Below are 23,135 nucleotides of genomic sequence, written 5' to 3'. Positions count from 1 at the left end.
GTAAAAAATAGGAATTAACACTTGATATTTTAAATTGTTTTATGTAGAATACAATGTAGTTGATTTTTTATTAACAATCTTTATATTAGGAGGATTTATTTTTATGTCAGTAAAAGTTGCGATTAATGGTTTTGGACGTATCGGTAGACTTGCATTCAGACAGATGTTCGGTGCAGAAGGATACGAAGTAGTTGCTATCAACGATTTAACAAGCCCTAAGATGTTAGCTCATCTTTTAAAGTATGATTCATCACAGGGAAGATATGTTGATTTCGGTGAGGAAGATCAGGTAACAGCTGATGATGAAGCTGGTACAATTACAGTAAAGGGTAAGACAATTAAGATCTACAAAGAGCCAGATGCTAACAACTGCCCATGGGGAGATCTTGATGTTGACGTAGTTCTTGAGTGCTCAGGTTTCTATACATCAAAGGCTAAGGCTCAGGCTCATATCAATGCAGGTGCTAAGAAGGTTGTTATCTCAGCTCCAGCTGGTAACGATTTAAAGACAATCGTTTACAATGTTAACCACGAAACACTTACAGCAGATGATCAGATTATCTCAGCTGCTTCTTGTACAACTAACTGCTTAGCTCCTATGGCTAAGGCTCTTAATGACTGTGCAACAATCGAATCAGGTATTATGTGCACAATTCACGCTTACACAGGTGACCAGATGATACTTGATGGACCTCAGAGAAAGGGTGATTTAAGAAGATCAAGAGCTGGTGCTTGCAACATCGTTCCTAACTCAACAGGTGCTGCTAAGGCTATCGGTCTTGTTATCCCAGAACTTAATGGAAAGCTTATTGGAGCTGCTCAGAGAGTTCCTACACCTACAGGTTCTACAACAATCCTTAACGCTGTTGTAGCTAAGAAGGTTACTGTTGATGAAGTTAATGCTGCTATGAAGGCTGCTGCTACAGAAAGCTTTGGTTACAATGAAGAACTTATCGTATCTAGCGATATCGTTGGAATGAGATTTGGTTCATTATTCGATGCTACACAGACAATGGTTAACGAACTTCCAAACGGTGGATGCCAGGTTCAGGTAGTTTCTTGGTATGATAACGAGAACTCATACACAAGCCAGATGGTTAGAACAATTAAGTACTTCGCTGAATTAAGCAAGTAATTATAATATACATTGACCATTAAGGGTTAATTTATTTAACTTGTAATAATACCGGAGATGAGAATTCATTCTCCGGTATTTTGATAAGTATGTTAAGACTGTCCTGCTGTATGGCGGGACAGAACAGGCATACCTGGGTTGTTTACAGGTCACTGTCAATAAGCTAGTAATGATAATTTGGAGGATATAGATATGCTTAATAAGAAGTCAGTTGATGATATCAACGTTAATGGCAAAAGAGTTTTATGCAGATGTGATTTTAATGTACCATTAGATGGTGATAAGATTACAGATGAAACACGTCTTGTTGCTGCACTTCCAACAATAAAGAAGTTAATAGCTGATGGAGGAAAGGTTATTCTTTGCTCACATCTTGGTAAGCCAAAGGGAGCTGATAAGGCATTTTCATTAGCACCAGTTGCTAAAAGACTTTCAGAGCTTCTTGGACAGGAAGTTAAGTTCGCTGCTGATGATACAGTAGTTGGTGACAATGCAAGAGCTGCTGTTGAAGCTATGAATAATGGAGATGTTATTCTTCTTGAGAATACACGTTTCAGAGCAGAAGAGACAAAGAATGGTGATGAATTCTCTAAGGATTTAGCTTCAATCGCTGATGTATTTGTTAATGATGCTTTCGGTACAGCACACAGAGCACACTGCTCTAACGTAGGTGTAACAAAGTATGTTGATACAGCAGTAGTTGGTTACCTTATGCAGAAAGAAATAGATTTCCTTGGAAATGCTGTTAATAATCCAGTAAGGCCTTTCGTAGCTATTCTTGGTGGTTCAAAGGTGTCTTCAAAGATTTCTGTTATTAACAACCTTCTTGATAAGGTTGATACACTTATTATCGGTGGCGGTATGTCATACACATTCCAGAAGGCTCATGGTGGTCACGTTGGACAGTCTTTAGTTGAAGATGATTATCTTGACTATGCTAAGGAAATGATGGCAAAGGCTGAAGCTAAGGGTGTTAAGATGCTTATTCCTGTTGATACAGTAGTAACAAAGGAATTCAAGAACGATACTCCTTTCCATGTAGTTGAAGCTGGATGCCAGGAAGATGATGATATGGGTATGGATATCGGACCTAAGACTTGTGAGCTTTACAAGGATGCTCTTAAGGATGCCAAGACAGTAGTATGGAATGGACCTATGGGTGTATTTGAATTCCCTAACTTTGCAAAGGGAACTATTGCTGTTGCAGAAGAATTAGCTCAGCTTACAGATGCTACTACAATTATCGGTGGTGGTGATTCAGCAGCCGCAGTTAATAACCTTGGTTTCGGTGATAAGATGACACATATTTCAACAGGTGGCGGTGCTTCACTTGAATTCCTTGAAGGTAAGGAACTCCCAGGTGTAGTAGCAGCTAATGACAAATAGAGTGTTTACTGACATAAACATATAGCTTTGATTGGTTAATTGACAGTTAATTCAGTCGGGCAATACACAAAAGGAGCTGTATATTGATATATACGGCTCCTTTTGTTTGAAAATAATCATAAAACTAAGCTTGTCTTAATACAATATGTTGTATATATAAAATACTTAGGTACATACATTGTATTTATTTTAAATATTTGCATTATTAGTGGCTTTTTATAAATTTGTATGATATAATTTTTTTATTAAAATAACTGAGCTGGTAATAATGATAAATAAGCTGATCAGTTATATTGTATGGAGGCGTGATTGTAGTATGAGGAAGAAGATAGTTGCGGGAAACTGGAAAATGAATATGACACCAAAGGAAGCAGTATCGCTTGTATGTGAGCTTCGTGATAAGTTCTCTAATCGTGATGTTGATGTAGTGTTTTGTGTTCCATCAATAGACATTATACCAGTTGTAGACGCAGTCAAAGGAACAGATATTAAGGTTGGTGCCGAGAATATGCACTATGAAGAAAAAGGTGCATATACGGGTGAGATTTCACCAGGAATGTTAAAAGAGGCTGGTGTTGATTATGTTATAGTTGGACATTCAGAAAGAAGACAATATTTTGGTGAAGATGATGAGTGCATCAACCGCAAAGTAAGAAAAGCAATTGAATATGGATTGACACCTATTATATGCTGTGGTGAGACTATCCAGCAGAGAGAAGAAGGCATAACATTGGATTTCATTAATAAGCAGATTGACGCAGCATTTTTACAGGTGTCAGCTAAAGATGCTATGAAGTGTGTTATTGCATATGAACCTATATGGGCTATTGGAACAGGCAGGGTTGCTACATCAGCTCAGGCTCAGGAAGTATGTGAGGCTATAAGATTAGATATAAGGAAGTTATATGGAGAAGAAGCAGCTTCTTCAATAAGAATTCTTTATGGAGGTTCTGTTAATGCTGGTAATGCTGCAGAATTATTCAGGCAGCCTGATATAGATGGCGGTCTTGTAGGCGGTGCAAGTCTTAAGCCGGATTTTTGTGAAATTGTTAATTACAATATATAATAAGATACATAGTAAGCCATATACGGAAGTAATTCCAGGTATGGCTTATTGCTTTTTAATATAATTATAATTATTCTAAATTGCAAATTAGTAATAAGTATGCTATCATACAACAGGAATAATTAGAGAGAATATTAAAGATATTGCTATCTTAGAAAAGAGGAAAATAATATGAGTAAGAAACCAGTTGTATTAATGGTACTTGATGGTTATGGTTTAAGTGATAGAACAGAGGGTAATGCAATAGCTATGGCTAATACTCCTGTTATGGATAAGTTAATGAAAGAATATCCGTTTGTTAAGGGTAACGCATCTGGACTTTATGTAGGTCTTCCAGATGGTCAGATGGGTAATTCAGAAGTTGGACATATGAATATTGGTGCTGGCAGGATTATATATCAGGATCTTACAAGAATAACAAAGGCTATAGAAGACGGAGAGTTCTATAAGAATGAAGAACTTCTTGCTGCTATGGAGAATTGCAAGAAGAATAATTCCGATTTACATCTTTTCGGACTTTTATCAGATGGTGGTGTTCACAGCCACATTTCACATATATATGGTTTACTTGAGATGGCTAAGAAGAATGGAGTTTCTAATGTATATGTACACGCTTTCCTTGATGGACGTGATACACCTCCAGCTTCAGCTAAAGATTTTGTAGCCAGGCTTGAAGACAAGATGGCAGAGATTGGTGTTGGTAAAGTAGCTTCTTTAGCGGGAAGATACTATGCTATGGATAGAGATAATAACTGGGACAGAGTAAAGGAAGCATATCTTTCACTTACAACAGGTGAAGGAAAGTCAGCAGATAATGCAGTTAAGGCACTTGAAGAGTCTTATGCGGTAGATGTTACAGATGAATTCGTTGTTCCTACAGTAATAACAGAGAATGGCAAGCCACTTTCAGTTGTTAAGCCTGACGATTCAGTAATATTCTTTAACTTCCGTCCAGATAGAGCAAGAGAGATGACAAGAGCTTTCTGTGATGATAAGTTCACAGGTTTTGAAAGAGAATATATTCCAACTACATTTGTATGCTTCAAGGATTATGATGAATCAATCCCTAACAAGTTAGTTGCATTCAAGAAAGAAGAAATCAAGAATACATTTGGCGAATTCCTTGCTAATAATGGCAAGAAGCAGCTTCGTCTTGCTGAGACAGAGAAGTATGCACATGTAACATTTTTCTTTAATGGTGGTGTTGAAGATCCTAATGTAGATGAGTTCAGACTTCTTGTTAACTCACCTAAGGATGTTCCAACATATGACCTTAAGCCAGAGATGAGTGCTCCAGAGGTTGGTATGGATTTAGTTGAAGCAATTAAGTCAGATAAGTATGATGTTATCGTAATCAACTTCGCGAACCCTGATATGGTTGGTCACACAGGTGTTATTCCGGCAGCAGTTAAGGCTGTAGAAAAGGTAGATGAGCTTGTTGGCAAAGCTGTACAGGCTGTTAAGGATGTTGACGGAGTATTATTCATATGTGCTGACCACGGTAACGCAGAGAAGATGATAGATTATGAAACAGGTGCACCACATACAGCACATACAACTAATCCAGTTCCATTTATTCTTGTCAATTATGATGAAGCATATACACTTAGAGAAGGTGGAAGACTTTGTGATATAGCTCCAACTCTTATTGAGATTATGGGAATGGAGAAGCCGGCAGAGATGACAGGAGAATCACTTCTTATTAAGAAATAATTCATAGATAGGATTATATAGTGCACAGATGGACAATTAGTTATAGATATTAGTTGCACATTTAATATTTATTTGTTATAATCAATTCATTGTGATTATTGCAATAGGAGGTTTGATATATGTTTGGTATGTCATGGGCTGATACATTAAGAATAGTCTTAATGGGTATATTTATATTAGTATGTATATTTTTAACAATAGTAGTTCTTATGCAGGAAAGTAAACAGAATGGTTTATCAGGTGCTATTAGTGGTGCTGCTGATACTTACTGGGGTAAGAACAAAGGTCGTTCAATGGAAGGTAAGCTTGTAACTATTACTAAAGTTCTTGCTGTATTATTCGTTGTAATATCTATTATTTTAAATATTAATTTCTAATTGATAACATTAACGCTCTTAAGATATAGTATCTTAAGAGCGTTTTTGTGTAATAAATATTAAATATATATTATATTGCAGATTGATATTGAATTATAGTAATGGAATGGAGGAAACTATGAAAAGTAGTGTTTTCAAGGAAAGAAGGAATAACCTTGCTGATTTGATACTCAATAATGAATTATATGTTCCTATGAAGACAAAGGAGATAGCAATTCTTCTTGGTATTCCAAAAGAATTAAGACACGAACTTCAGGAGGTTCTTGATTCTTTGGTTGCAGACGGAACTATAGGTGTAAGCAAGAAAGGCAAGTATATGAAGCCTGACAATGTTGCACTTGTGGGAACATTTGAGAGTACAAGCAGTGGGTTTGGTTTTGTTGTTGTAGATGGGCAGGATGATGATATATTTGTCAAAGCAAGTGATACTAAGTATGCTTTTTATCACGACAAAGTTAAAGTTGTAATTACAGCACAGAAGAATGGTGATAGAAGACGTGAAGGTAAGATAATAGAGATATTAGACCACGAAGTTAAGACTTTGGTTGGAACATATCAGAAGAATAAGAATTTTGGATTTGTTGTGCCTGATAACCAGAAGATTGGCTGTGATATATTCGTATCTAAGGAACACGAAATAGGAGCGGTTACAGGCAGTAAAGTAGTAGTTAAGATAAGCAGCTACGGCAGTGCAAGAAAGAATCCTGAGGGTAAGATAATTGAAGTAATCGGACATATGGATGATCCGGGAACAGACATTTTATCAATAGTAAAAGCTTATGACCTGCCAGAAGAATTTCCGGATAGTGTTAAGAAGGAATTAAAGGGCATACCAGATGAGGTTGATGGCAATGATATAGCAGGCAGGACGGATCTGCGAGATGTTGTTATGGTGACAATAGACGGCGAGGATTCTAAGGATTTAGATGATGCAGTATCATTAACTAAAGAAAATGATATATATCATCTTGGTGTGCATATTGCTGATGTAAGCCATTATGTTAAAGAGGACAGTCCACTTGATAAGGAAGCTCTTAAGAGAGGAACAAGCGTGTATCTGGTTGACAGGGTTATTCCGATGATACCGCACCAGCTTTCCAATGGAATATGTTCGTTGAATGAAGGATGTGACAGACTGGCATTAAGCTGTCTTATGGATATAGATATGAAAGGTAACATAATAGGCCATAAGATATGCGAGTCAGTTATCAATGTAAATAGAAGAATGACTTATACATCTGTTAAAAAGATACTTGAAGATAATGATAAAGAAGAATGTGCAAAGTACAGTGAGCTTGTAGATATGTTTAAGCTTATGCAGGAATGTGCTGATATATTAAGAAAGAAAAGATTTAAGAGAGGTTCAATAGATTTTGACTTTCCTGAATCTAAGATTATTCTTGATAAAGATGGACGGCCTGTAGATATTAAGCCATATGACAGAAATGTAGCAACTAAGCTTATAGAAGATTTTATGCTTGCTGCTAATGAGACAGTAGCAGAAGATTATTTCTGGCAGGAAGTACCATTTCTTTATAGAACACACGAAAATCCTGACCCGGAAAAGATATTAAAATTATCTACATTTATTAATAATTTTGGATATTCAATGCATATAACTGATGAAATTCATCCTAAAGAATTACAGAAGCTTCTTGAAAAAATAGCGGGAAGTGACGAGGAAAATCTTATAAGCAGACTTACATTAAGGTCTATGAAGAAGGCTAAGTATACAGCGGAATGTATTGGACATTTCGGACTTGCGGCAAAATATTACTGCCATTTTACTTCGCCAATAAGAAGATATCCGGATTTGCAAATTCATAGAATAATTAAAGAATGTCTTCATGGAGGAATGAGTGAGAAGCGAAAGCTTCATTATGATAAAATCCTTCCAGATGTTGCAGAACAGGCGAGTGCAACTGAACGCCGTGCAGATGAGGCAGAAAGAGATACTGATAAGCTGAAAATGGTTCAGTATATGAGTGCACATATCGGAGAGTATTTTGATGGTGTAATATCAGGAGTAACGAATTGGGGCATATATGTTGAACTTCCTAATACAATAGAAGGAATGGTTTCTGTCAATAATATGCGTGGTTACTATGTATTTGATGAAAATCATTACGAGATGTTTAATGAAACAACTCATCAGACATATAAGCTTGGACAGAAAGTCAGGGTTGTTGTTGTTGATACTAATGCAATATCAAGAACGATAGATTTTATGTTTGCACAGGATTATGAAGAATAGTAAGCAATTAAGTAATTAGATAATGGAGGATATGTATGGGCAAAGACAGTGCGAGCGGCAACAGATTAATTGCCAACAACAAGAAAGCGTATTTTGATTACTTTATAGAAGATAAGCTTGAAGCAGGGCTTGAACTTTGTGGAACTGAGGTTAAGTCAATAAGACAGGGAAAATGTTCTATCAAAGAGTCGTATATACAGATAATTAATGGGGAAGTATTTGCCATTAATATGAATATCACACCTTATGAAAAAGGTAATATTTTCAATAAAGACCCATTAAGACCTAAGAAACTGCTTCTTCATAAAAGCGAGATTAATAAGCTTGCCGGACAGCTTTCTACCAAGGGCTATACGCTTGTGCCATTGCAGGTTTATCTGAAATATGGCAAGGTTAAAATGCAGATAGGTCTTGCAAAAGGTAAGAAGAATTACGATAAGAGAGATTCAATAGCGAAGAAAGACCAGCAGCGGGAGGCAGCTAAAGACTTTAAGATTAGAAATCTGGGGTAGGTTTTGAATGGTTAGATTGCAATGATGAGGGTGTTCGGCTGGTAAAGGCAAAACTTTTAAGGTGAGCACTTTTGTGCTCATCTTATCATAATTTATAAAAAAATTAATTTTTTATTTATAAGAATATATTGACTTTAAGTGGTATATAATGTTATATATTATATGGTCGTTAAAGACTATAATTTAATATATGGGCTTGTAAAGGTTTCGACAGGGGTTTTGAAACTGGTGAAGCTATCCGTATGCAATGCGTTAAATGGCAAACTTAAATATAAACGCTGAAGATAATTTAGCATACGCTGCCTAAGTTGCAGCAGTCTGACCTAGAGCACTCACACTTTAGGATCCAGGCTTCGAATATGTGAGAAACGACATAGCTTAAGCTTTGCGGTTATGGACGTATTATGAAGCTACTAAGTGCATAAGGGTGTTAGTTCCCGTATGCATAAGGGAATGTCAAATAACTGACTATGATAGTAGAAGAACAGCGGATGGGCTTTTGGACAGGGGTTCGACTCCCCTCAGGTCCACTTAGCAACTTTTCGATTTTTATATTAACAAAAGAATATATCATTATAAAAATTTCTTATAAAAACCAGAGCAATTTTTATTTGACTTTTTAAAAAATAAGAAATATAATATCTAACAAACGAGTAGCAGACTAGCGTAAATCCAGTTTTGCTGCTCTTTTTTTGTGCGTAATTATACGCATTTTAATAATTATATAATTGTCATTAAAAAGTGTGTAGCTTATCAGCGTAAGTCCAGCTTACGGGATAAATACACACTTTTTTTATGCAGAAAAAGGAGGATTTTGATGGCAGAAAGTAACAGAATGAGAGAAATGCCAGTAAATAGGCTTATGGTACAGATGGGTATACCAATGATTTTATCAATGGCATTACAGGCAGTCTATAATATTGTCGATAGCGCATTTGTTGGAAATATGAAAGTGGGAAGTGAAGCGGCACTTAATGCCTTGACATTAGTATTTCCTGTTCAGATGCTTATGGTAGCAATAGGAATTGGAACAGGTGTAGGAACAAATGCACTTCTTGCAAGAACGCTTGGACAAGGTAATAATAAGAAAGCTGCCAAGATTGCAGGAAACAGTCTGTTTCTTGGAGTAATTATTTATGCGGTATGTTTATTATTTGGTGTTTTTGGGGTGAAAGCATATATTTCTTCACAGACTGTTGATACAGAAGTTATTTTGATGGGAGTAAGCTATCTTAGAATATGTTGTGTTATTTCCTTTGGAATTATATTCTTTTCGTTGTTTGAGAAATTATTGCAGGCAACAGGACGTTCACTTTATTCCACAATAGGACAGGTAGTTGGGGCAGTTGTAAATATTGTTCTGGACCCAATTATGATATATGGTATAGGACCTGTTCCACAGATGGGAGTAAAAGGTGCTGCATATGCAACAGTTATTGGTCAGGTTGTATCAGCAGGATTATTATTTATTTTCCATATAAAATTAAATAAGGAATTTGAGCATAGTGTTAAATATATGAAGCCAGATGCCGGAATTATAAAAGAAATTTATGCAATCGGACTTCCGGCGATTATAGCACAGGCTCTTATGTCTATTATGGTTTACGTTATGAATTTGATTTTGAAGTTCAATCCTTCTGCACAGACGGCATATGGACTGTTTTATAAAGTACAGCAGTTTGTATTGTTCTTAGCTTTTGGTTTAAGAGATGCAATTACACCAATAATAGCATTTGCTTATGGAATGGGAAGTAGAAAGAGAATAGAAGACGGAATAAAATATGGTCTTATATATACAATTGTACTTATGATTGCAGGGGCAGCAATTACAGAGATTTTTCCAGGTGCATTTGCAGCTTTATTTAATGCAGGGCAGTCAAGAGAATATTTCATAGGAGCAATGAGAATTATTTCAATAAGTTTTATATTTGCAGGAATAAATGTTGCGTATCAGGGAATTTATCAGGCATTAAATGGTGGAATAGAGTCACTGGTTATATCGCTTCTTAGACAGCTTATTATAATATTGCCATTGGCGGGAATATTTTCTGCTTTTGTAAGAAATGGACAGGCTGGTGTATCGCTTATCTGGTGGGCATTTCCAATAACAGAGATTATCGCTTGTCTGGCTGGATATGTATTTTTAAAGAAAATCAGAAAAAATAAAGTAGAGAAGTTAAGTGAATAAATTCATAAAATGGATTAGTCTGTGACAAATCTGAAATAAGAAAAATTTTAATTGAATGAGGAGGCTTACATATGGCAAATAAAATTATTACAATCAGCAGGGAGTTTGGAAGCGGTGGACGATTTATCGGAGAAGAAGTCGCTAAGAAGCTGGGAATGAAATATTATGATAAAGATATAATCAGCCAGATAGCAGAAAAGTTGGGATTTTCAAAAGAGTATATCAGTCAGAATGCAGAACTATCACCTAAAAAAGGGTTGTTTGCATATGCACTTACAGGACGTGATACAACAGGAAAATCAGTAGAAGATATGGTGTATGAGGCTCAGAGAAAAGTAATTCTTGAAATAGCAGAAAATGATAGCTGTGTAATTATAGGAAGAAATGCTGATTATATATTAAAAGACAGGACGGATGTTATTAATATTTTTATACACGCAGATATGCCTGAAAAAGTAAAGAGAATATGCAGATTATATAATGTCACAGAAACTGAGGCTGTAGCGATGACAGCAGATATTGATAAAAGACGCATGACTAACTATCGTTATTATACAGACCAGAAGTGGGGAATGGCACGAAATTACACATTGACATTAAATAGTTCACAGCTAGGGTATGATATGTGTGAGAAGATTATAATGGAATGTGCACAGCAGTAGATTTTTATATGTAGTGATAAGATTTAATAGTTGAATTGATTGCATTTGTGTGCTGATTATTTTATTATTAATGCAAAGCAATTTACAATTCCTGCGAGGAGTTTAAATACTTTGACTAAAGGCAATTATTATAGAATTGGAGGAATATATTATGTCCGCAGATAAGACTAATGTTATGAGAAGTCTTGACCAGAAGAAGATTAAATATAAAGTACACGAATATAAGGAGTCAGGTGCAGTAAGCGGTGTGGAAGTTGCGGCGGCACTTGGACAAGACCCTAAGAGAGCATTTAAGACACTTGTTACAATAGGCAAGAGCGGCAATCATTACGTGTTTATGGTTCCTGTAGCAGAAGAACTCGACCTTAAGAAAGCTGCCAAATGTGTAGGTGAGAAGAATATTGAGATGATAAAGTCAAAGGAACTGCTTCCGCTTACAGGTTATATTCACGGTGGCTGTTCACCGGTTGGTATGAAGAAGTTCTTCAGGACAGTTATAGATAAGAGTGTGCTTGATATTGAAGATACAATATTTTTCAGTGCTGGAAAGATAGGATTTCAGATAGAAACCGATTACAGCGAATTAAAGAAAGTGATAAAGATAGAAGAAGATGATATTACTGTTGAATAGGAGGTCTGCATATGGACAAGGAAGTCAAGAAGCATATGGTTGGCGGGTATGAGTTTAATACTAAAGAAGATGCCCAGTTGGCCAAAGATGAACTTAATGCTATTAAATATGTGTCGGCAAAGACTAATACGAAAGATCCTAAGCAGGTATATAATCTTTATAATAAAATAATAGAACGTAAATTATTCTCGACACAGATAGGAATGAATTACCTTAAGCAGTTACAGACATTTTTATACAAGAGCAGTGAGATACCTAATGACAAAATCCAGCCTATCCCGATAAATGCGGATACACAGGAAGCACTCGACAAACGAAAGGAACAGATAGAATTTAAGAGTGAACTAAGAAATCTGTCTATTCAGGTAGCAAAATACAGGAATAATTTCATAAGGGCTATGGTATTAAATATTATTCTTGTTATAGTAATTATTGCGATGTTTGTAATATTAAAGACAAGTTCTAACCCTAATATATTAAATTATGAGGTCACTATCCAGAACAGGTATGCCCAGTGGCAGCAGGAATTGCAGTCGGAAGAGGAGTCTTTAAAGGCAAGGGAGCAGGAACTTAACAATAAAAAGAGGTAATTAAAAAGCAGTAAACACATTTTCTTAACATTAAGGACACATTTTTAACATAATTATTATTTAATATACAATAAAGAGTGGCAAAATGTGCTTTAGCTTTTGCCTTATATAATATTATAGAAGTTATATAGACATATTTAAAGTAATTATTAACACGGATTGGAGTATACAATGGATAATATTAAAGTATTAATGGTTGATGATGAAAGCAGAATGCGTAAGCTTGTAAGTGATTTCCTTACAAGAAAAGGATATATAGTTATTGAAGCTGGTGACGGAGAGGAAGCACTTGACAGATTTTATGCGGATAAGGATATATCACTTGTTATTCTTGATGTTATGATGCCTAAGATGAATGGCTGGGATGTATGCAGGGAGATTAGAAAGAATTCTAAAGTGCCTATTATTATGCTTACAGCTAAGAGCGATGAATCAAGCGAATTAAATGGATTTGAATGTGGTGCAGATGAATATATAGCAAAGCCTTTCAGTCCTAAGATTCTTACAGCAAGAGTTGATGCGCTTATTAGAAGAAGTTACAGCATTGATAGCAGTGAGGTGACAGATGTAGGTGGAATTATTATTGATAAAGCTGCACATATTGTTAAGATCGACGGACAGGAGATTGATTTAAGCTTTAAGGAATTTGAACTGCTTACATATTTTGTTGATAATAAAGGTCTTGCATTATCAAGGGAGAAGATACTAAATAACGTATGGAATTATGACTATTTTGGAGATGCTAGAACAATAGATACCCACGTTAAGAAGCTTAGAAAGAAGCTGGGAGATAAGGGTGATTATATTAAGACTATATGGGGAATGGGATACAAGTTTGAAATTTAACTTAGTATTAGTTGAGGAATACCAAGATGAATAAACATTCGATTAAATTTAAAATAACGCTGCTGATTGGTGGAATGATATGTGTTCTTATAGTTCTTCTTCTTGTATTTAATATAATATTTTCAGAAAAGTTCTATATGGAAGATAAACAGCAGGAGATGTTGAACGCATATAGTTCAGTAAATGATGCGTGTATACAATATTCAGATGATAGTATTTCAGAAACAGATTTACGGAATAATCTTGAACAGATATCGACCTCTAAGGGCATATCTATGATTATAGTAAATAGTGACTGGACGACTTTTTATGTAAGCACTCACGGAGATGAGATGCTTCTGGAAAGATTGAAAAAGAGTATATTTAATAATGATATTTTCCAGAATATACCATCTAAGAGTAATAGTGATTCATCTAACACAGACGGAAGCACTGATAATAATGGAACTTCTTCTGATAGCAGGAATGGCCAGAACAGCGGAAGTGTCACAGATGATAATAATATGAAAAATGATTTTGGTGATTTGTCAGATAGTGATAAGTCAGCATTATTTGGTGGTAATTCTGATAACAATGGTGATAAGAAGACACCTCCGGAAAAGATTATCGATATGTCAGGCAACGGAGCTAACGAGGTCAGGGAGATTATACTTGAGAATGATAAATATACAGTTCAGGAAGTATATGACAGTCGTCTGTTAGATGACTATATCGAATTATGGGGAACATTGGATAATGGTGATTTTATTCTTATAAGGACTCCTATACAGAGTGTCAAAGATAACGTGCACATTTCTAATACGCTTATAACTTATGTTGGTATAGGAACACTTCTTATAGGTGTTGTTGCGGCATTTGTGTTATCCTCATATATCTCACGTCCTATAAAGCAGCTTTCTGATATAGCAGAGAGAATGTCTAACCTTGATTTTGAGGCACATTATGAGGGCGATGATAAAGGTGAGATAGGACTTTTGGGAGATAGTATGAATAATATGTCCCATAAGCTTGAGGAGAATATTTCACAGCTTAAGGCTGCCAACCTTGAACTCCAAAGAGATATTGATAAGAAGGAAAAGCTTGAGCAGATGAGAACAGATTTCTTATCAAATGTATCACACGAATTAAAAACACCTATAGCACTTATTCAGGGCTATGCAGAGGGGCTTAAGGAAGGCATTACAGATGATCCGGAGAGTATGGATTTCTACTGTGATGTTATTATAGATGAAGCCAACAAGATGAATAATATGGTGAAGAGACTTCTTACGCTTAACCAGATTGAATTTGGTGAAGATGAGCTTGTTATGGAAAGATTCGATATTAATGAGCTTGTAAAGTCAGTAGCCGCCGCTAATGAATTAAGGGCTTCACAGAAGGAACTAACAATACAGACATTTATGAGTGAAGAACCTCTTTATGTATGGGCAGATGAATATAAGGTTGAAGAGGTGATAACTAATTATATCTCTAATGCAATTAATCACTGCTGTAATGAGAACATCATTAAAGTGAATGTTGAACAGATTGATAAAGATAATGTAAGGGTTACTGTATACAATTCTGGAAAGAATATACCCGAGGAGGATATTGAACATATATGGGAGAAGTTCTATAAGGTAGATAAAGCCAGAACAAGAGAGTATGGCGGTAACGGAATAGGGCTTTCAATTGTTAAGGCGATTGTTGAATCTATGGGCAAGCAATGCGGTGTGAGAAATGTTTCTGATGGAGTTGAGTTCTGGTTTGACCTTGATTGCAAATTATGATAGAATTCATATAGTTGAATTGAATTGTGGTGCGTATTAGAGGAACGCAGGAATGGAGATTATATGAAGAAGATAGCTATAGCTGTCTTGTCAGCAGTATGTGTATTTGCGCTGGCAGGTTGTGCTGATGATGTAACAATGGACAATGAACAGAATGATATTGTAGCTGAATACATAGCAGGTACTCTGCTTAGACATTCCTATGCTAATGAATGGAAGTATTCTAAGCTTAGTAATCCAACATTTAATAAGTCAGGACAGAGTACAACAACTACTGGAAAGAATAATACTACTGGTACAACAGCAGCTAACAAGCAGACAACAACAGCCGTGGGACAGACAGGTACGACAAGTACAACAGGAACAACTCAGGCAGGTATTAAGGCGGCAAGCATTACTGAAGCCTTAGGTCTTAGTGGTGTTACTGTTAGCTATAAGAAGGTATCGGTAGGTAACAGATATCCAACAGATGCATATGCTGTATGTGTTCCGGCAGATAGCGGCTGTAAGGTAGTAGCAGTTGAGTTTACAATTAAGAATACAGGTTCAGCGGTATATAATGCAACAACTAAGTCAGCTAATGTCACAATGAAGCTTAGTGCAGGAAGTGGCACTTACACACAGTATAAGTCAATGTTAAAGAATGATATATGTAATCTTGATAAGGTTACAATCAATGCAGGAGAGGAATATACAGCGGCAGCAGTATTTCAGGTTTCAACAACAGATGCCGGAGCTTCTGGTATGAAGCTTGAAGTGTTATCTGGAACACAGCAGGTAGAAACAATTAATTTACAGTAATATAAAAAGTATCGGAGAGGTCAGATCCTGTCCGATACTTTTTTCATTTTATCTGAAATCTTTTCCTAATACATTTTCTTTAGTATACATAGCAGCTTCATCTGCTGTCAGGATATGTGCAAATGAAGCTCTTTCATTAGGCTTGTAGCCCTCACCATATCCGTTGTATTCAGCGTAAAATGCTGTTTCGTGTGATTCAGGCTTATTCCAGTCATGAAAACCTGAGCCAGCAATCTGAGAGGAATATTCACAGTTTATTAATACGGTCTTTGCGTGTATTCTCCAAGGCCTGCTTAAATAACAAGTTCCATCTGGACAGTTGCCAGTGAAATTACAATTTTCAAATACATAGCCATATTTCTGGTCTTCATATGTAGAAGGTGCGGTATAATAACTGTTGATTTCCTTATTGCGGTTTAAGGCATATAATGTACAATTCTTAAAATATGCAGTAGCACTTCCGAAGATGAAATCAATCTCACCGCTTATAAAGCAGTCTTCATATAATTGTCTTGAGAGAATTCTTGGTGCGAATTCTGTAGGACCTGTAAATCCGCCCGGCTGTTTTTCTTTAAGAGGGAGAGGACCGGTAAAGAGAGTGTCCTGATGACCAAGTAGTTTGCAGTTTTTGAAAGTAATATTATCCCCTTCCGCATATACAGCGATAGCTTGTCCAACCTCAGTACCAAAGCCTGATGAATTCACGAAGGTAATATTATAGGCGTGGAAGTTATTGGCGTGTACAAAGAAAGTATAAGACCTGAAGGTACCACGTTTGGTGTTATCAGGCATAGTCATTAATGCGTAATAGTCTTTGGTTATAATTACGTTATCCATAGACTCACCAATAAGAGTTATATTATTGTGTGTAATCTCAACACGCTCGTTATAAGTACCATTTTTAATAAAAATTGTCTCTGATACTGTTGAGCTGCTTATAGCATCAACAGCTTCCTGAATAGATGTATAGTCACCTGTATTATCTTTTGAAACAGTAATCATATAAGCCTCCATAAATTTTATTAGGTTTACATCTGATGAAATATAGTAAATGCAAAACCTATGTGCTATTATATCATTTTTTTCTTAAGTTAAAATGCTTTTATAGACATAAATATAAAAAAATTGTATACTGATTGATAAAATAAAAAGGTGTATTAAAGGATAAGTGTAAAATGATTAGAATAGTTGAAGATGTAAAAGATGTAAATATATATTTGGGACTGCGTGATAAAGTGGGCTGGATAAAACTTACAAAAGCTCAGGCACAGGAAGCACTTAATAACAGCGTGAAAGTGTTTACTGTATTTGATGATGACAAGCCTATAGGAATGGGAAGGGTTGTTGGAGATAAGGCAGTTATAAGCTATATTCAGGATTTGATAGTGATACCGGAATATCAGGGGAAGCATATCGGAAGTGAACTTATAGAACATATTATAGCGTATGTTAAGTCTATAACAATGGAGGACTCAAGAATGATGTTATGTCTTATGTGTGCCAAGGGACGTGAGATATTCTATGAAAAGCATAATTTTATTGCAAGACCGACAGAGGCGTTAGGACCGGGAATGATTCAGTATATATATTCAGAACAATAAAGCTTGACAATACATAAAAACAATTGTAAACTAAACTGGAATTGAGGTTAACAATCAACCTTAAATCTTTTATGAGGAAGGTAAAGACAAGTGAAAGAGAAGAAGTTTACAGTTTATCAGTTATGTTTTATGGCACTTATGGCGGCAGTTACATGCATATTAGCACCATTATCAATACCTATAGGGCCTATTCCAATATCACTTACTAATCTTGTGGTATATTTTACAGTATATGTGATTGGCCTTAAAGCAGGAACATGCAGTTATTGTTTATATGTGTTATTAGGAGTTGTTGGTCTTCCTGTATTTTCAGGATATGTAGGAGGTCCAGCTAAGATTGCAGGACCAACAGGTGGATATATTGTTGGATTTGTGTTGATGGCACTTATAGGTGGATATGTAATTGAGAAGACTAATCGTAATATGGTTCTTGTTATAATTGCGTGGATAGTTGGAACAATGGTTGATTACGCATTAGGAACAGCATGGTTTGCCTATGTACAGCATTGTACAGTGGGTTACGCACTTAAGGTATGTGTGTATCCATTTATTGTATTTGATCTTATTAAGATAGTAGCAGCTACATTTCTCGGAAAGGCGGTGCGATATGCACTTGTTAAAGCAGGGTTATTATCTAATGATAAGGTAGTAAGCGGGGTAACAGCATAATTTGTTATATATACAGACAACTAATAAAAAGCAGCTTTTCTACAGATAGGAAAGCTGCTTTTTATTAGCGATAAAGATGTGCTGATGTACACATCAATATCCGTATTAATAAATTAAATTGATTGATAATAATCCTGTAGAGCTTATTAAATTAAGCAAGTAAAGTCTTAACGTATTCAGCAATCTTTTCGTCCTTGCAGTTAGCAAAGAAGAGTTCCTGGAACTTTTCTCCAGCTACAGCACCCTTAACAAGATCCTGGTCAAGGTTCTTAAGAACACTGATTAAATCCTGATTAAGAGTAACCTTTCTTACTTCATCAAGAATCTTCTTATTTCTCTGTTCTGGAACAACTCTTTCCTTAGGATAACCACCACCTGGTTCGCCTTCAAATAACTTTTCAAAAATGTATGTAAGGTTTAATTCAGCACCCCAGCCAAATCCCTTAGCGAATGGAAGAGCGATTGCATTACCATCGTTAATCTGCATAAACATATATGCATCTGAAGGGTCAACAACGTGTCCACAAAGAACATTAGGGAATGAGTTAAGTGCAAGCATAGCACCTTCACCAGTACCACAGCCTGTTACTACAAAATCACAAGCACCTGAGTTAAGAAGGATAGCAGCTAATATACCATTCTGTACATATGTAAGCTGAGCTTTGTCATCAGCAGAATACATACCATAGTTGTCTACTGTATGTCCCTTGCTTTCAGCTACTTTCTTAAGATTAGAGTAAATTAAATCATTCTTTGCAGCCTGACTGTTTTCGTTAATTAAAGCGATTCTCATTATTAAAAACCTCATCTTTCCTGATATTATTCCGATTATTACGGATATATTAAATATACTGAAATATATAATATTTGTCAAATTGATAAAATAGCAGATATATGTTAAAATCCCTTAGTGGAAAAGGAGAATGTGTTATGGCAGTTAATAATAAAGATGCTAAAGCAACATTTATGGAAGCTTTAGACGGACTTAAAGAATACGCAAAGGTTAATGGAAATATAGTTACCAAGGACGATGTTAAGAGTTATTTTAACGGACTTGAATTAGATGATAACAGATACTCAATGATAATGGGTTATCTTATGGCTAATAATATTACAATAAATGGAGTAGATGGAGCAGACAATGAATTCCTCCATATGCTTGAAAGTACTAAAAATGATGCTGTAAATAATGATGATAATGGAATAGCACAGGAAGATACTTCATATACTGAAACAGACGACGGAATTATTAAAAAGATAAATGTTACAGAGGAAGAGGTTAATAATCTGCCAGAAAAAGAAGCTGTTATGGCGGCTCAGATGATAGCAGATAATATGGACTATTCCGAAGATGATATATATCTTGAAAGATACCAGAAGGAGCTTGAACAGATACAGCCAGTATCAGATACTACAAGAGCTTACCTTTTAATTAATATCGTTGAAGATAATGATAAAGAGTCTTTAAAGCTTTTGTCTGAGTCATATCTTGGAAAAATTGTAGGCTGGGTTGAACCTTTCAGGTGCAGGGGAGTGCTTGCGGCAGACCTTGTTCAGGAGAGTAATCTTTCAATGATGGCTTATATAGGACAGAGGCAGTGGCTTAATAATTACGAATGGAAAGATAAGATAAAAGAGGGAACTACAGAAGATTTAATTCAGGTGCTTAATGAGATTGACAATGAAGTTAAGTATCAGGCAGAAGAAAGTATGCGTATGCTGATTGATGAACAGATGGACAGCAATAAGATATCTGGAAAGGTTCTTAATAAAGTTAATTATGTCAATGACTGGGCAGTAAGATTAAAAGAAGAACTTGGAAGAAAGCCGTCAGTTAAGGAAGTCGCAGAGCGTATGGGTGTGTCTGAGGATATTGTAAGGGAAGCTGTATCATTATCGGCAGAGGCAATCGAAGATATAAGCGATGCCAAGACTAATAAAGATAATGATAAGTAAAATGGTAATTAAGTAATGTAATTATACATATGATAAAATGGTAAATAATTAATTATGATAAGCAGTATATTATAAAAGTGATTAATTAAGATAGGTAATAAATATTAGAATTTTTTAATTAAAATTACATATATTATATTGTATCTAAGAGATTTATGTAGTAGAATAATTATAGTTGATAAGAAGAACAATTTAATAATTCCTGGGGCGTGCGAGAACCTCACTTATTTTGATCCTACATTTCATCGACGGGATTCCTATATCTCCATTCTAATGTCGGGCCTCCTCTGAGTGGATGGCAGCGGTATGGATGCGGTAACCCACCTAGCATTGCTAGGAGTCGAAAACGTGGGGAACGGCGCTTTGGGATAATTGTGTTAAGTTACTATGAAGACAATCTTGTTTTCATAGTTTTTTTATTTAACAGGAAATTCTATCAGAATTTCCTGTTAAATAAAAAGCCCTCAGCGAAGATTCACACTTACACAAAGATGTAGTGTGCCGCAGATGACCGCATTCAGTACAGGAATGTGCTTTGCACATTATTCTTTATGTAGTAATAATCAGTGACTTTCAAGAATATATATAATTGATGCTGTACAGGCATAATATATTTGAGAGGTTAGGTTGATATGGTAAAGACCGTAATAATCAGAAAACGGACAATATTTATATATGGATTATTAGTGCTGGTACTGGCAATAGGTGTTGTTGTGCTGGAAACATTTATTAATAAATCCAATAATGGCGAATACATAACTTATGCACAGGCGGCAAAGATGATTGCTTATGCCAATGTAGATGATACGCAGGCATTTGAAACAGGAGAAGTGTGGTACAAGCCATATATTGAATATGTCAATATTAATGGATATATGCAGTGTGAAGAGGCTGACGATTATATTATGATGAAAGATGTATACATACTTTCAAAGAAACTTAATGCAGGTGATACAACATTTGAGAGCATTGGAATACAATCACTTAGCCAGTTAAACAATAATAACAGAGTTGTGACTAAGCAGGAATTTATAGATTATTACATATTGCTTCTGCCGTATTGCAGTAGCGGGCAGGAGGTTGAGAGAGTTGAACTTGGAATTGCTGGAACACCTGCGGAGCTTAATGTTAGTGAGTGGGAAATGTATACAACTAAGGGAAAGTATATATTTGACGGAATAATTGCAACACCTTATATAGACAGGCAGGTATTGGCAATAGTAAGGGATAACCGTTTATTGTGTATTGAAAGAAAAATATCTGACGAGGTTGATTACAGTAATGTGTGGCTTAAATATGACAATAACGGAATGTTATATGTGAATTTCTATGGAGTTGAGAAAAAGCTTAAGATAGGCAGGGTTAATGATGACATAGATAATACGCTTGCTGACATTCATCTGAGTAAGGGAAAGGTGAAGAATATATCTGTCAAAAAGGATATTATCAAAGGAAAAGTCCTCTCTGTAACTAATGAATATGTAGAGATAGATGGGTATGGAAAAGTTCCGTTAGATGAACAATTTATAATATATGATAATGTATCAGATGTGAAAACGCATAATTATGATGAGATTATAGTCGGTTATTCACTCCAGCGTTTTATAGTTGCTAATGGAAAGGTATGTGGGGCAATTATTGGCGAAGAATTAAAGCATGATAATATAAGGGTTATGTTAAAGACAACAGGTTACAAGGATTTATTTCATAACAGTGTGTCGCTGTCATCAGATAGTATAATACATATAACCTGTGCAGATGTACAATGGGATATTGCGGCAGGTGAAAGCTTTGATATAGACAGCAATGATGAAAGATTAGCCACGGGGCGTATTGTGCTTAGTACTGATGATGGAAGCATAACGATTAATTCTATTAAGAGAAGTCAGGGAAATCCGTCCTATAAGGGTAATATAGAGCTTGCCTTATATGATGAGGGTATTGCGGTGATTAATGAAATTGATATCGAAGATTATTTAAAAAAAGTTGTGCCTAGCGAAATGCCTGTGTCATTTGGCGTTAATGCCTTAAAATGTCAGGCTGTATGTGCAAGAAGCTATGCATATACACAGCTTACGAATAATTATTACAGTGAGTATGGTGCACACATAGATGATAGTGTGTCGTTTCAGGTATACAATAATACATATGACAGTGCAGAGGCTGATGAGGCGGTTATTGCTACGGCTGGAATGGTCGCTGTATACAATGGTGAACTTGTAAAGACTTATTATTATTCGACTTCCTGCGGTTATACAGCTGATGTGTGTGCGTGGGGGAGTGATGAGGATAATTATCCGCAATATGCTTCTGTAAGGGCAGGAACATCTGATTATAATGCTGATATTAAGTCGGAAAAGACATTTGAGCAGTTTATAACGGCCAAAGATAGCAGTGATTATGACAGTGAAGCAGATATGTACCGTTGGAAGACCGTCATAGGTATAAGTGAGCTTACGGCACATTTTAATTCACTTATAGGAAGTTATTTAAGAAAGAACGGCTCGGTATATATATTAGAAAATGGAGAGCCGTCCGATAAAGTGGTTAATGATATAGGAAATATTGCAAGCATTAAAGTGATAGAACGTGGCTGTGGCGGAGTTGTAGCTGCACTTATGGTAGAAGGCAGTAAGGAAACCTGTATTGTCAAAGGAGAAAATGCAGTAAGAAGCCTTATGGGTAATAATAAATGTGCAATAATAACTCAGAGCAGGGAGATATATAATGATATTCTTCCGAGTGCTTTCTGTATATTCAAACCGGTATATGATAATGGCACGCTTGTATCATACGAAATAACAGGCGGCGGCTACGGACACGGAATTGGAATGAGCCAGAATGCGGTTAAGAAAATGTCAGAAACTATGGATTATACAGATATTTTAAAATTCTTCTATAACAATATAGAGATTAAGAATATAAATGATTAGTGCTTGTAAAATGGATTAAAATAATCTGATAGAGATATAAAAATAG

The 23,135-nt window shown here is 35.7% G+C and carries 20 protein-coding genes and 2 other RNA genes; 20 read left to right on the top strand and 2 right to left on the bottom strand.

Features of this window, described 5'->3' with window-relative positions; genetic code table 11:
* The first annotated feature begins 103 nt into the window (after positions 1-103).
* The 15 genes from gap (at position 104) to BM157_RS01775 (ending at position 15,930) form a co-directional block, all read left to right on the top strand.
* Positions 104-1,135, top strand: a complete 1,032-nt coding sequence (gene gap / locus BM157_RS01845) for a type I glyceraldehyde-3-phosphate dehydrogenase (protein WP_055174276.1) — start codon at positions 104-106, stop codon at positions 1,133-1,135.
* Between the two features lie 192 nt (positions 1,136-1,327).
* Positions 1,328-2,521, top strand: a complete 1,194-nt coding sequence (locus BM157_RS01840; protein ID WP_022502212.1) for a phosphoglycerate kinase — start codon at positions 1,328-1,330, stop codon at positions 2,519-2,521.
* A gap of 316 nt (positions 2,522-2,837) precedes the next feature.
* A complete protein-coding gene (gene tpiA, locus BM157_RS01835; RefSeq protein ID WP_022502211.1) occupies positions 2,838-3,587 on the top strand; it encodes a triose-phosphate isomerase in 750 nt (249 codons plus the stop codon).
* Positions 3,588-3,758: 171 nt separating this feature from the next.
* On the top strand, positions 3,759-5,300 hold the full coding sequence (gpmI, locus tag BM157_RS01830) for a 2,3-bisphosphoglycerate-independent phosphoglycerate mutase (RefSeq protein ID WP_090139741.1): 1,542 nt from the start codon (positions 3,759-3,761) through the stop codon (positions 5,298-5,300).
* Positions 5,301-5,419: 119 nt separating this feature from the next.
* Positions 5,420-5,677 (top strand): preprotein translocase subunit SecG, encoded by a 258-nt coding sequence (gene secG, locus BM157_RS01825; protein WP_090139739.1) that lies wholly within the window; start codon positions 5,420-5,422, stop codon positions 5,675-5,677.
* A 118-nt stretch (positions 5,678-5,795) separates the two neighbouring features.
* Positions 5,796-7,931: a ribonuclease R gene (gene rnr, locus BM157_RS01820; RefSeq protein ID WP_090139737.1), complete on the top strand. Its 2,136-nt coding sequence runs from the start codon at positions 5,796-5,798 to the stop codon at positions 7,929-7,931.
* Positions 7,932-7,966: 35 nt separating this feature from the next.
* Positions 7,967-8,443: an SsrA-binding protein SmpB gene (gene smpB / locus BM157_RS01815; RefSeq protein WP_022502207.1), complete on the top strand. Its 477-nt coding sequence runs from the start codon at positions 7,967-7,969 to the stop codon at positions 8,441-8,443.
* Positions 8,444-8,635: 192 nt separating this feature from the next.
* Positions 8,636-8,976, top strand: a transfer-messenger RNA (tmRNA) gene (gene ssrA, locus BM157_RS01810).
* A gap of 284 nt (positions 8,977-9,260) precedes the next feature.
* Complete coding sequence (locus BM157_RS01805) at positions 9,261-10,631, top strand: MATE family efflux transporter (protein WP_055174279.1); 1,371 nt, start codon at positions 9,261-9,263, stop codon at positions 10,629-10,631.
* Between the two features lie 71 nt (positions 10,632-10,702).
* On the top strand, positions 10,703-11,293 hold the full coding sequence (locus tag BM157_RS01800) for a cytidylate kinase-like family protein (protein WP_022502205.1): 591 nt from the start codon (positions 10,703-10,705) through the stop codon (positions 11,291-11,293).
* Positions 11,294-11,444: 151 nt separating this feature from the next.
* Entirely contained in the window at positions 11,445-11,924 is a 480-nt protein-coding gene (ybaK, locus tag BM157_RS01795) for a Cys-tRNA(Pro) deacylase (RefSeq protein WP_022502204.1), read from the top strand.
* Positions 11,925-11,935: 11 nt separating this feature from the next.
* Positions 11,936-12,514 carry a hypothetical protein gene (locus BM157_RS01790; RefSeq protein WP_022502203.1) on the top strand — a complete coding sequence of 193 codons (579 nt, stop codon included), beginning with the start codon at positions 11,936-11,938 and terminating at the stop codon, positions 12,512-12,514.
* Between the two features lie 171 nt (positions 12,515-12,685).
* A complete protein-coding gene (locus BM157_RS01785) occupies positions 12,686-13,360 on the top strand; it encodes a response regulator transcription factor (protein WP_022502202.1) in 675 nt (224 codons plus the stop codon).
* Between the two features lie 26 nt (positions 13,361-13,386).
* Positions 13,387-15,129, top strand: a complete 1,743-nt coding sequence (locus tag BM157_RS01780) for an ATP-binding protein (protein WP_055307139.1) — start codon at positions 13,387-13,389, stop codon at positions 15,127-15,129.
* A 63-nt stretch (positions 15,130-15,192) separates the two neighbouring features.
* Entirely contained in the window at positions 15,193-15,930 is a 738-nt protein-coding gene (locus tag BM157_RS01775) for a DUF4352 domain-containing protein (RefSeq protein WP_022502200.1), read from the top strand.
* Positions 15,931-15,978: 48 nt separating this feature from the next.
* Here the strand turns inward: BM157_RS01775 and BM157_RS01770 are convergent, their stop codons facing one another.
* Positions 15,979-16,932 carry a pectinesterase family protein gene (locus tag BM157_RS01770; RefSeq protein ID WP_022502199.1) on the bottom strand — a complete coding sequence of 318 codons (954 nt, stop codon included), beginning with the start codon at positions 16,930-16,932 and terminating at the stop codon, positions 15,979-15,981.
* 173 nt (positions 16,933-17,105) lie between these two features.
* Here BM157_RS01770 and BM157_RS01765 point away from each other — a divergent pair, with 173 nt between their 5' ends.
* Both BM157_RS01765 and BM157_RS01760 read left to right on the top strand, forming a co-directional pair.
* Positions 17,106-17,531, top strand: a complete 426-nt coding sequence (locus tag BM157_RS01765) for a GNAT family N-acetyltransferase (RefSeq protein ID WP_022502198.1) — start codon at positions 17,106-17,108, stop codon at positions 17,529-17,531.
* Positions 17,532-17,621: 90 nt separating this feature from the next.
* Positions 17,622-18,200 (top strand): biotin transporter BioY, encoded by a 579-nt coding sequence (locus tag BM157_RS01760; RefSeq protein ID WP_022502197.1) that lies wholly within the window; start codon positions 17,622-17,624, stop codon positions 18,198-18,200.
* 151 nt (positions 18,201-18,351) lie between these two features.
* Here BM157_RS01760 and BM157_RS01755 read toward each other — a convergent pair whose 3' ends face one another.
* A complete protein-coding gene (locus BM157_RS01755; RefSeq protein ID WP_022502196.1) occupies positions 18,352-18,993 on the bottom strand; it encodes an RpiB/LacA/LacB family sugar-phosphate isomerase in 642 nt (213 codons plus the stop codon).
* 137 nt (positions 18,994-19,130) lie between these two features.
* Here BM157_RS01755 and BM157_RS01750 point away from each other — a divergent pair, with 137 nt between their 5' ends.
* The 3 genes from BM157_RS01750 to BM157_RS01740 all read left to right on the top strand — a co-directional run bounded on the left by BM157_RS01750 (position 19,131) and on the right by BM157_RS01740 (position 23,089).
* Positions 19,131-20,156, top strand: a complete 1,026-nt coding sequence (locus tag BM157_RS01750; protein ID WP_318255739.1) for a sigma-70 domain-containing protein — start codon at positions 19,131-19,133, stop codon at positions 20,154-20,156.
* Between the two features lie 196 nt (positions 20,157-20,352).
* Positions 20,353-20,530: non-coding RNA, 6S RNA (ssrS, locus tag BM157_RS01745), on the top strand.
* Between the two features lie 258 nt (positions 20,531-20,788).
* Positions 20,789-23,089 (top strand): SpoIID/LytB domain-containing protein, encoded by a 2,301-nt coding sequence (locus BM157_RS01740; RefSeq protein ID WP_090139733.1) that lies wholly within the window; start codon positions 20,789-20,791, stop codon positions 23,087-23,089.
* Positions 23,090-23,135: the final 46 nt, after the last annotated feature.

This window comes from [Lactobacillus] rogosae, assembly GCA_900112995.1.
Taxonomy (GTDB): Bacteria; Bacillota; Clostridia; order Lachnospirales; family Lachnospiraceae; genus Lachnospira; species Lachnospira rogosae.
The sequence above is the reverse complement of the archived record's forward strand: the minus strand, read 5'-3'. Positions and strand labels throughout refer to the sequence as shown.

Excerpts from the sequence above, each read along its gene's own strand:
- gap (WP_055174276.1), top strand. The coding sequence starts at position 104 with ATGTCAGTAAAAGTTGCGATTAATGGTTTTGGACGTATCGGTAGACTT.
- BM157_RS01840 (WP_022502212.1), top strand. The coding sequence starts at position 1,328 with ATGCTTAATAAGAAGTCAGTTGATGATATCAACGTTAATGGCAAAAGA.
- tpiA (WP_022502211.1), top strand. The coding sequence starts at position 2,838 with ATGAGGAAGAAGATAGTTGCGGGAAACTGGAAAATGAATATGACACCA.
- gpmI (WP_090139741.1), top strand. The coding sequence starts at position 3,759 with ATGAGTAAGAAACCAGTTGTATTAATGGTACTTGATGGTTATGGTTTA.
- secG (WP_090139739.1), top strand. The coding sequence starts at position 5,420 with ATGTTTGGTATGTCATGGGCTGATACATTAAGAATAGTCTTAATGGGT.
- rnr (WP_090139737.1), top strand. The coding sequence starts at position 5,796 with ATGAAAAGTAGTGTTTTCAAGGAAAGAAGGAATAACCTTGCTGATTTG.
- smpB (WP_022502207.1), top strand. The coding sequence starts at position 7,967 with ATGGGCAAAGACAGTGCGAGCGGCAACAGATTAATTGCCAACAACAAG.
- BM157_RS01805 (WP_055174279.1), top strand. The coding sequence starts at position 9,261 with ATGGCAGAAAGTAACAGAATGAGAGAAATGCCAGTAAATAGGCTTATG.
- BM157_RS01800 (WP_022502205.1), top strand. The coding sequence starts at position 10,703 with ATGGCAAATAAAATTATTACAATCAGCAGGGAGTTTGGAAGCGGTGGA.
- ybaK (WP_022502204.1), top strand. The coding sequence starts at position 11,445 with ATGTCCGCAGATAAGACTAATGTTATGAGAAGTCTTGACCAGAAGAAG.
- BM157_RS01790 (WP_022502203.1), top strand. The coding sequence starts at position 11,936 with ATGGACAAGGAAGTCAAGAAGCATATGGTTGGCGGGTATGAGTTTAAT.
- BM157_RS01785 (WP_022502202.1), top strand. The coding sequence starts at position 12,686 with ATGGATAATATTAAAGTATTAATGGTTGATGATGAAAGCAGAATGCGT.
- BM157_RS01780 (WP_055307139.1), top strand. The coding sequence starts at position 13,387 with ATGAATAAACATTCGATTAAATTTAAAATAACGCTGCTGATTGGTGGA.
- BM157_RS01775 (WP_022502200.1), top strand. The coding sequence starts at position 15,193 with ATGAAGAAGATAGCTATAGCTGTCTTGTCAGCAGTATGTGTATTTGCG.
- BM157_RS01770 (WP_022502199.1), bottom strand. The coding sequence starts at position 16,932 with ATGATTACTGTTTCAAAAGATAATACAGGTGACTATACATCTATTCAG.
- BM157_RS01765 (WP_022502198.1), top strand. The coding sequence starts at position 17,106 with ATGATTAGAATAGTTGAAGATGTAAAAGATGTAAATATATATTTGGGA.
- BM157_RS01755 (WP_022502196.1), bottom strand. The coding sequence starts at position 18,993 with ATGAGAATCGCTTTAATTAACGAAAACAGTCAGGCTGCAAAGAATGAT.
- BM157_RS01750 (WP_318255739.1), top strand. The coding sequence starts at position 19,131 with ATGGCAGTTAATAATAAAGATGCTAAAGCAACATTTATGGAAGCTTTA.
- BM157_RS01740 (WP_090139733.1), top strand. The coding sequence starts at position 20,789 with ATGGTAAAGACCGTAATAATCAGAAAACGGACAATATTTATATATGGA.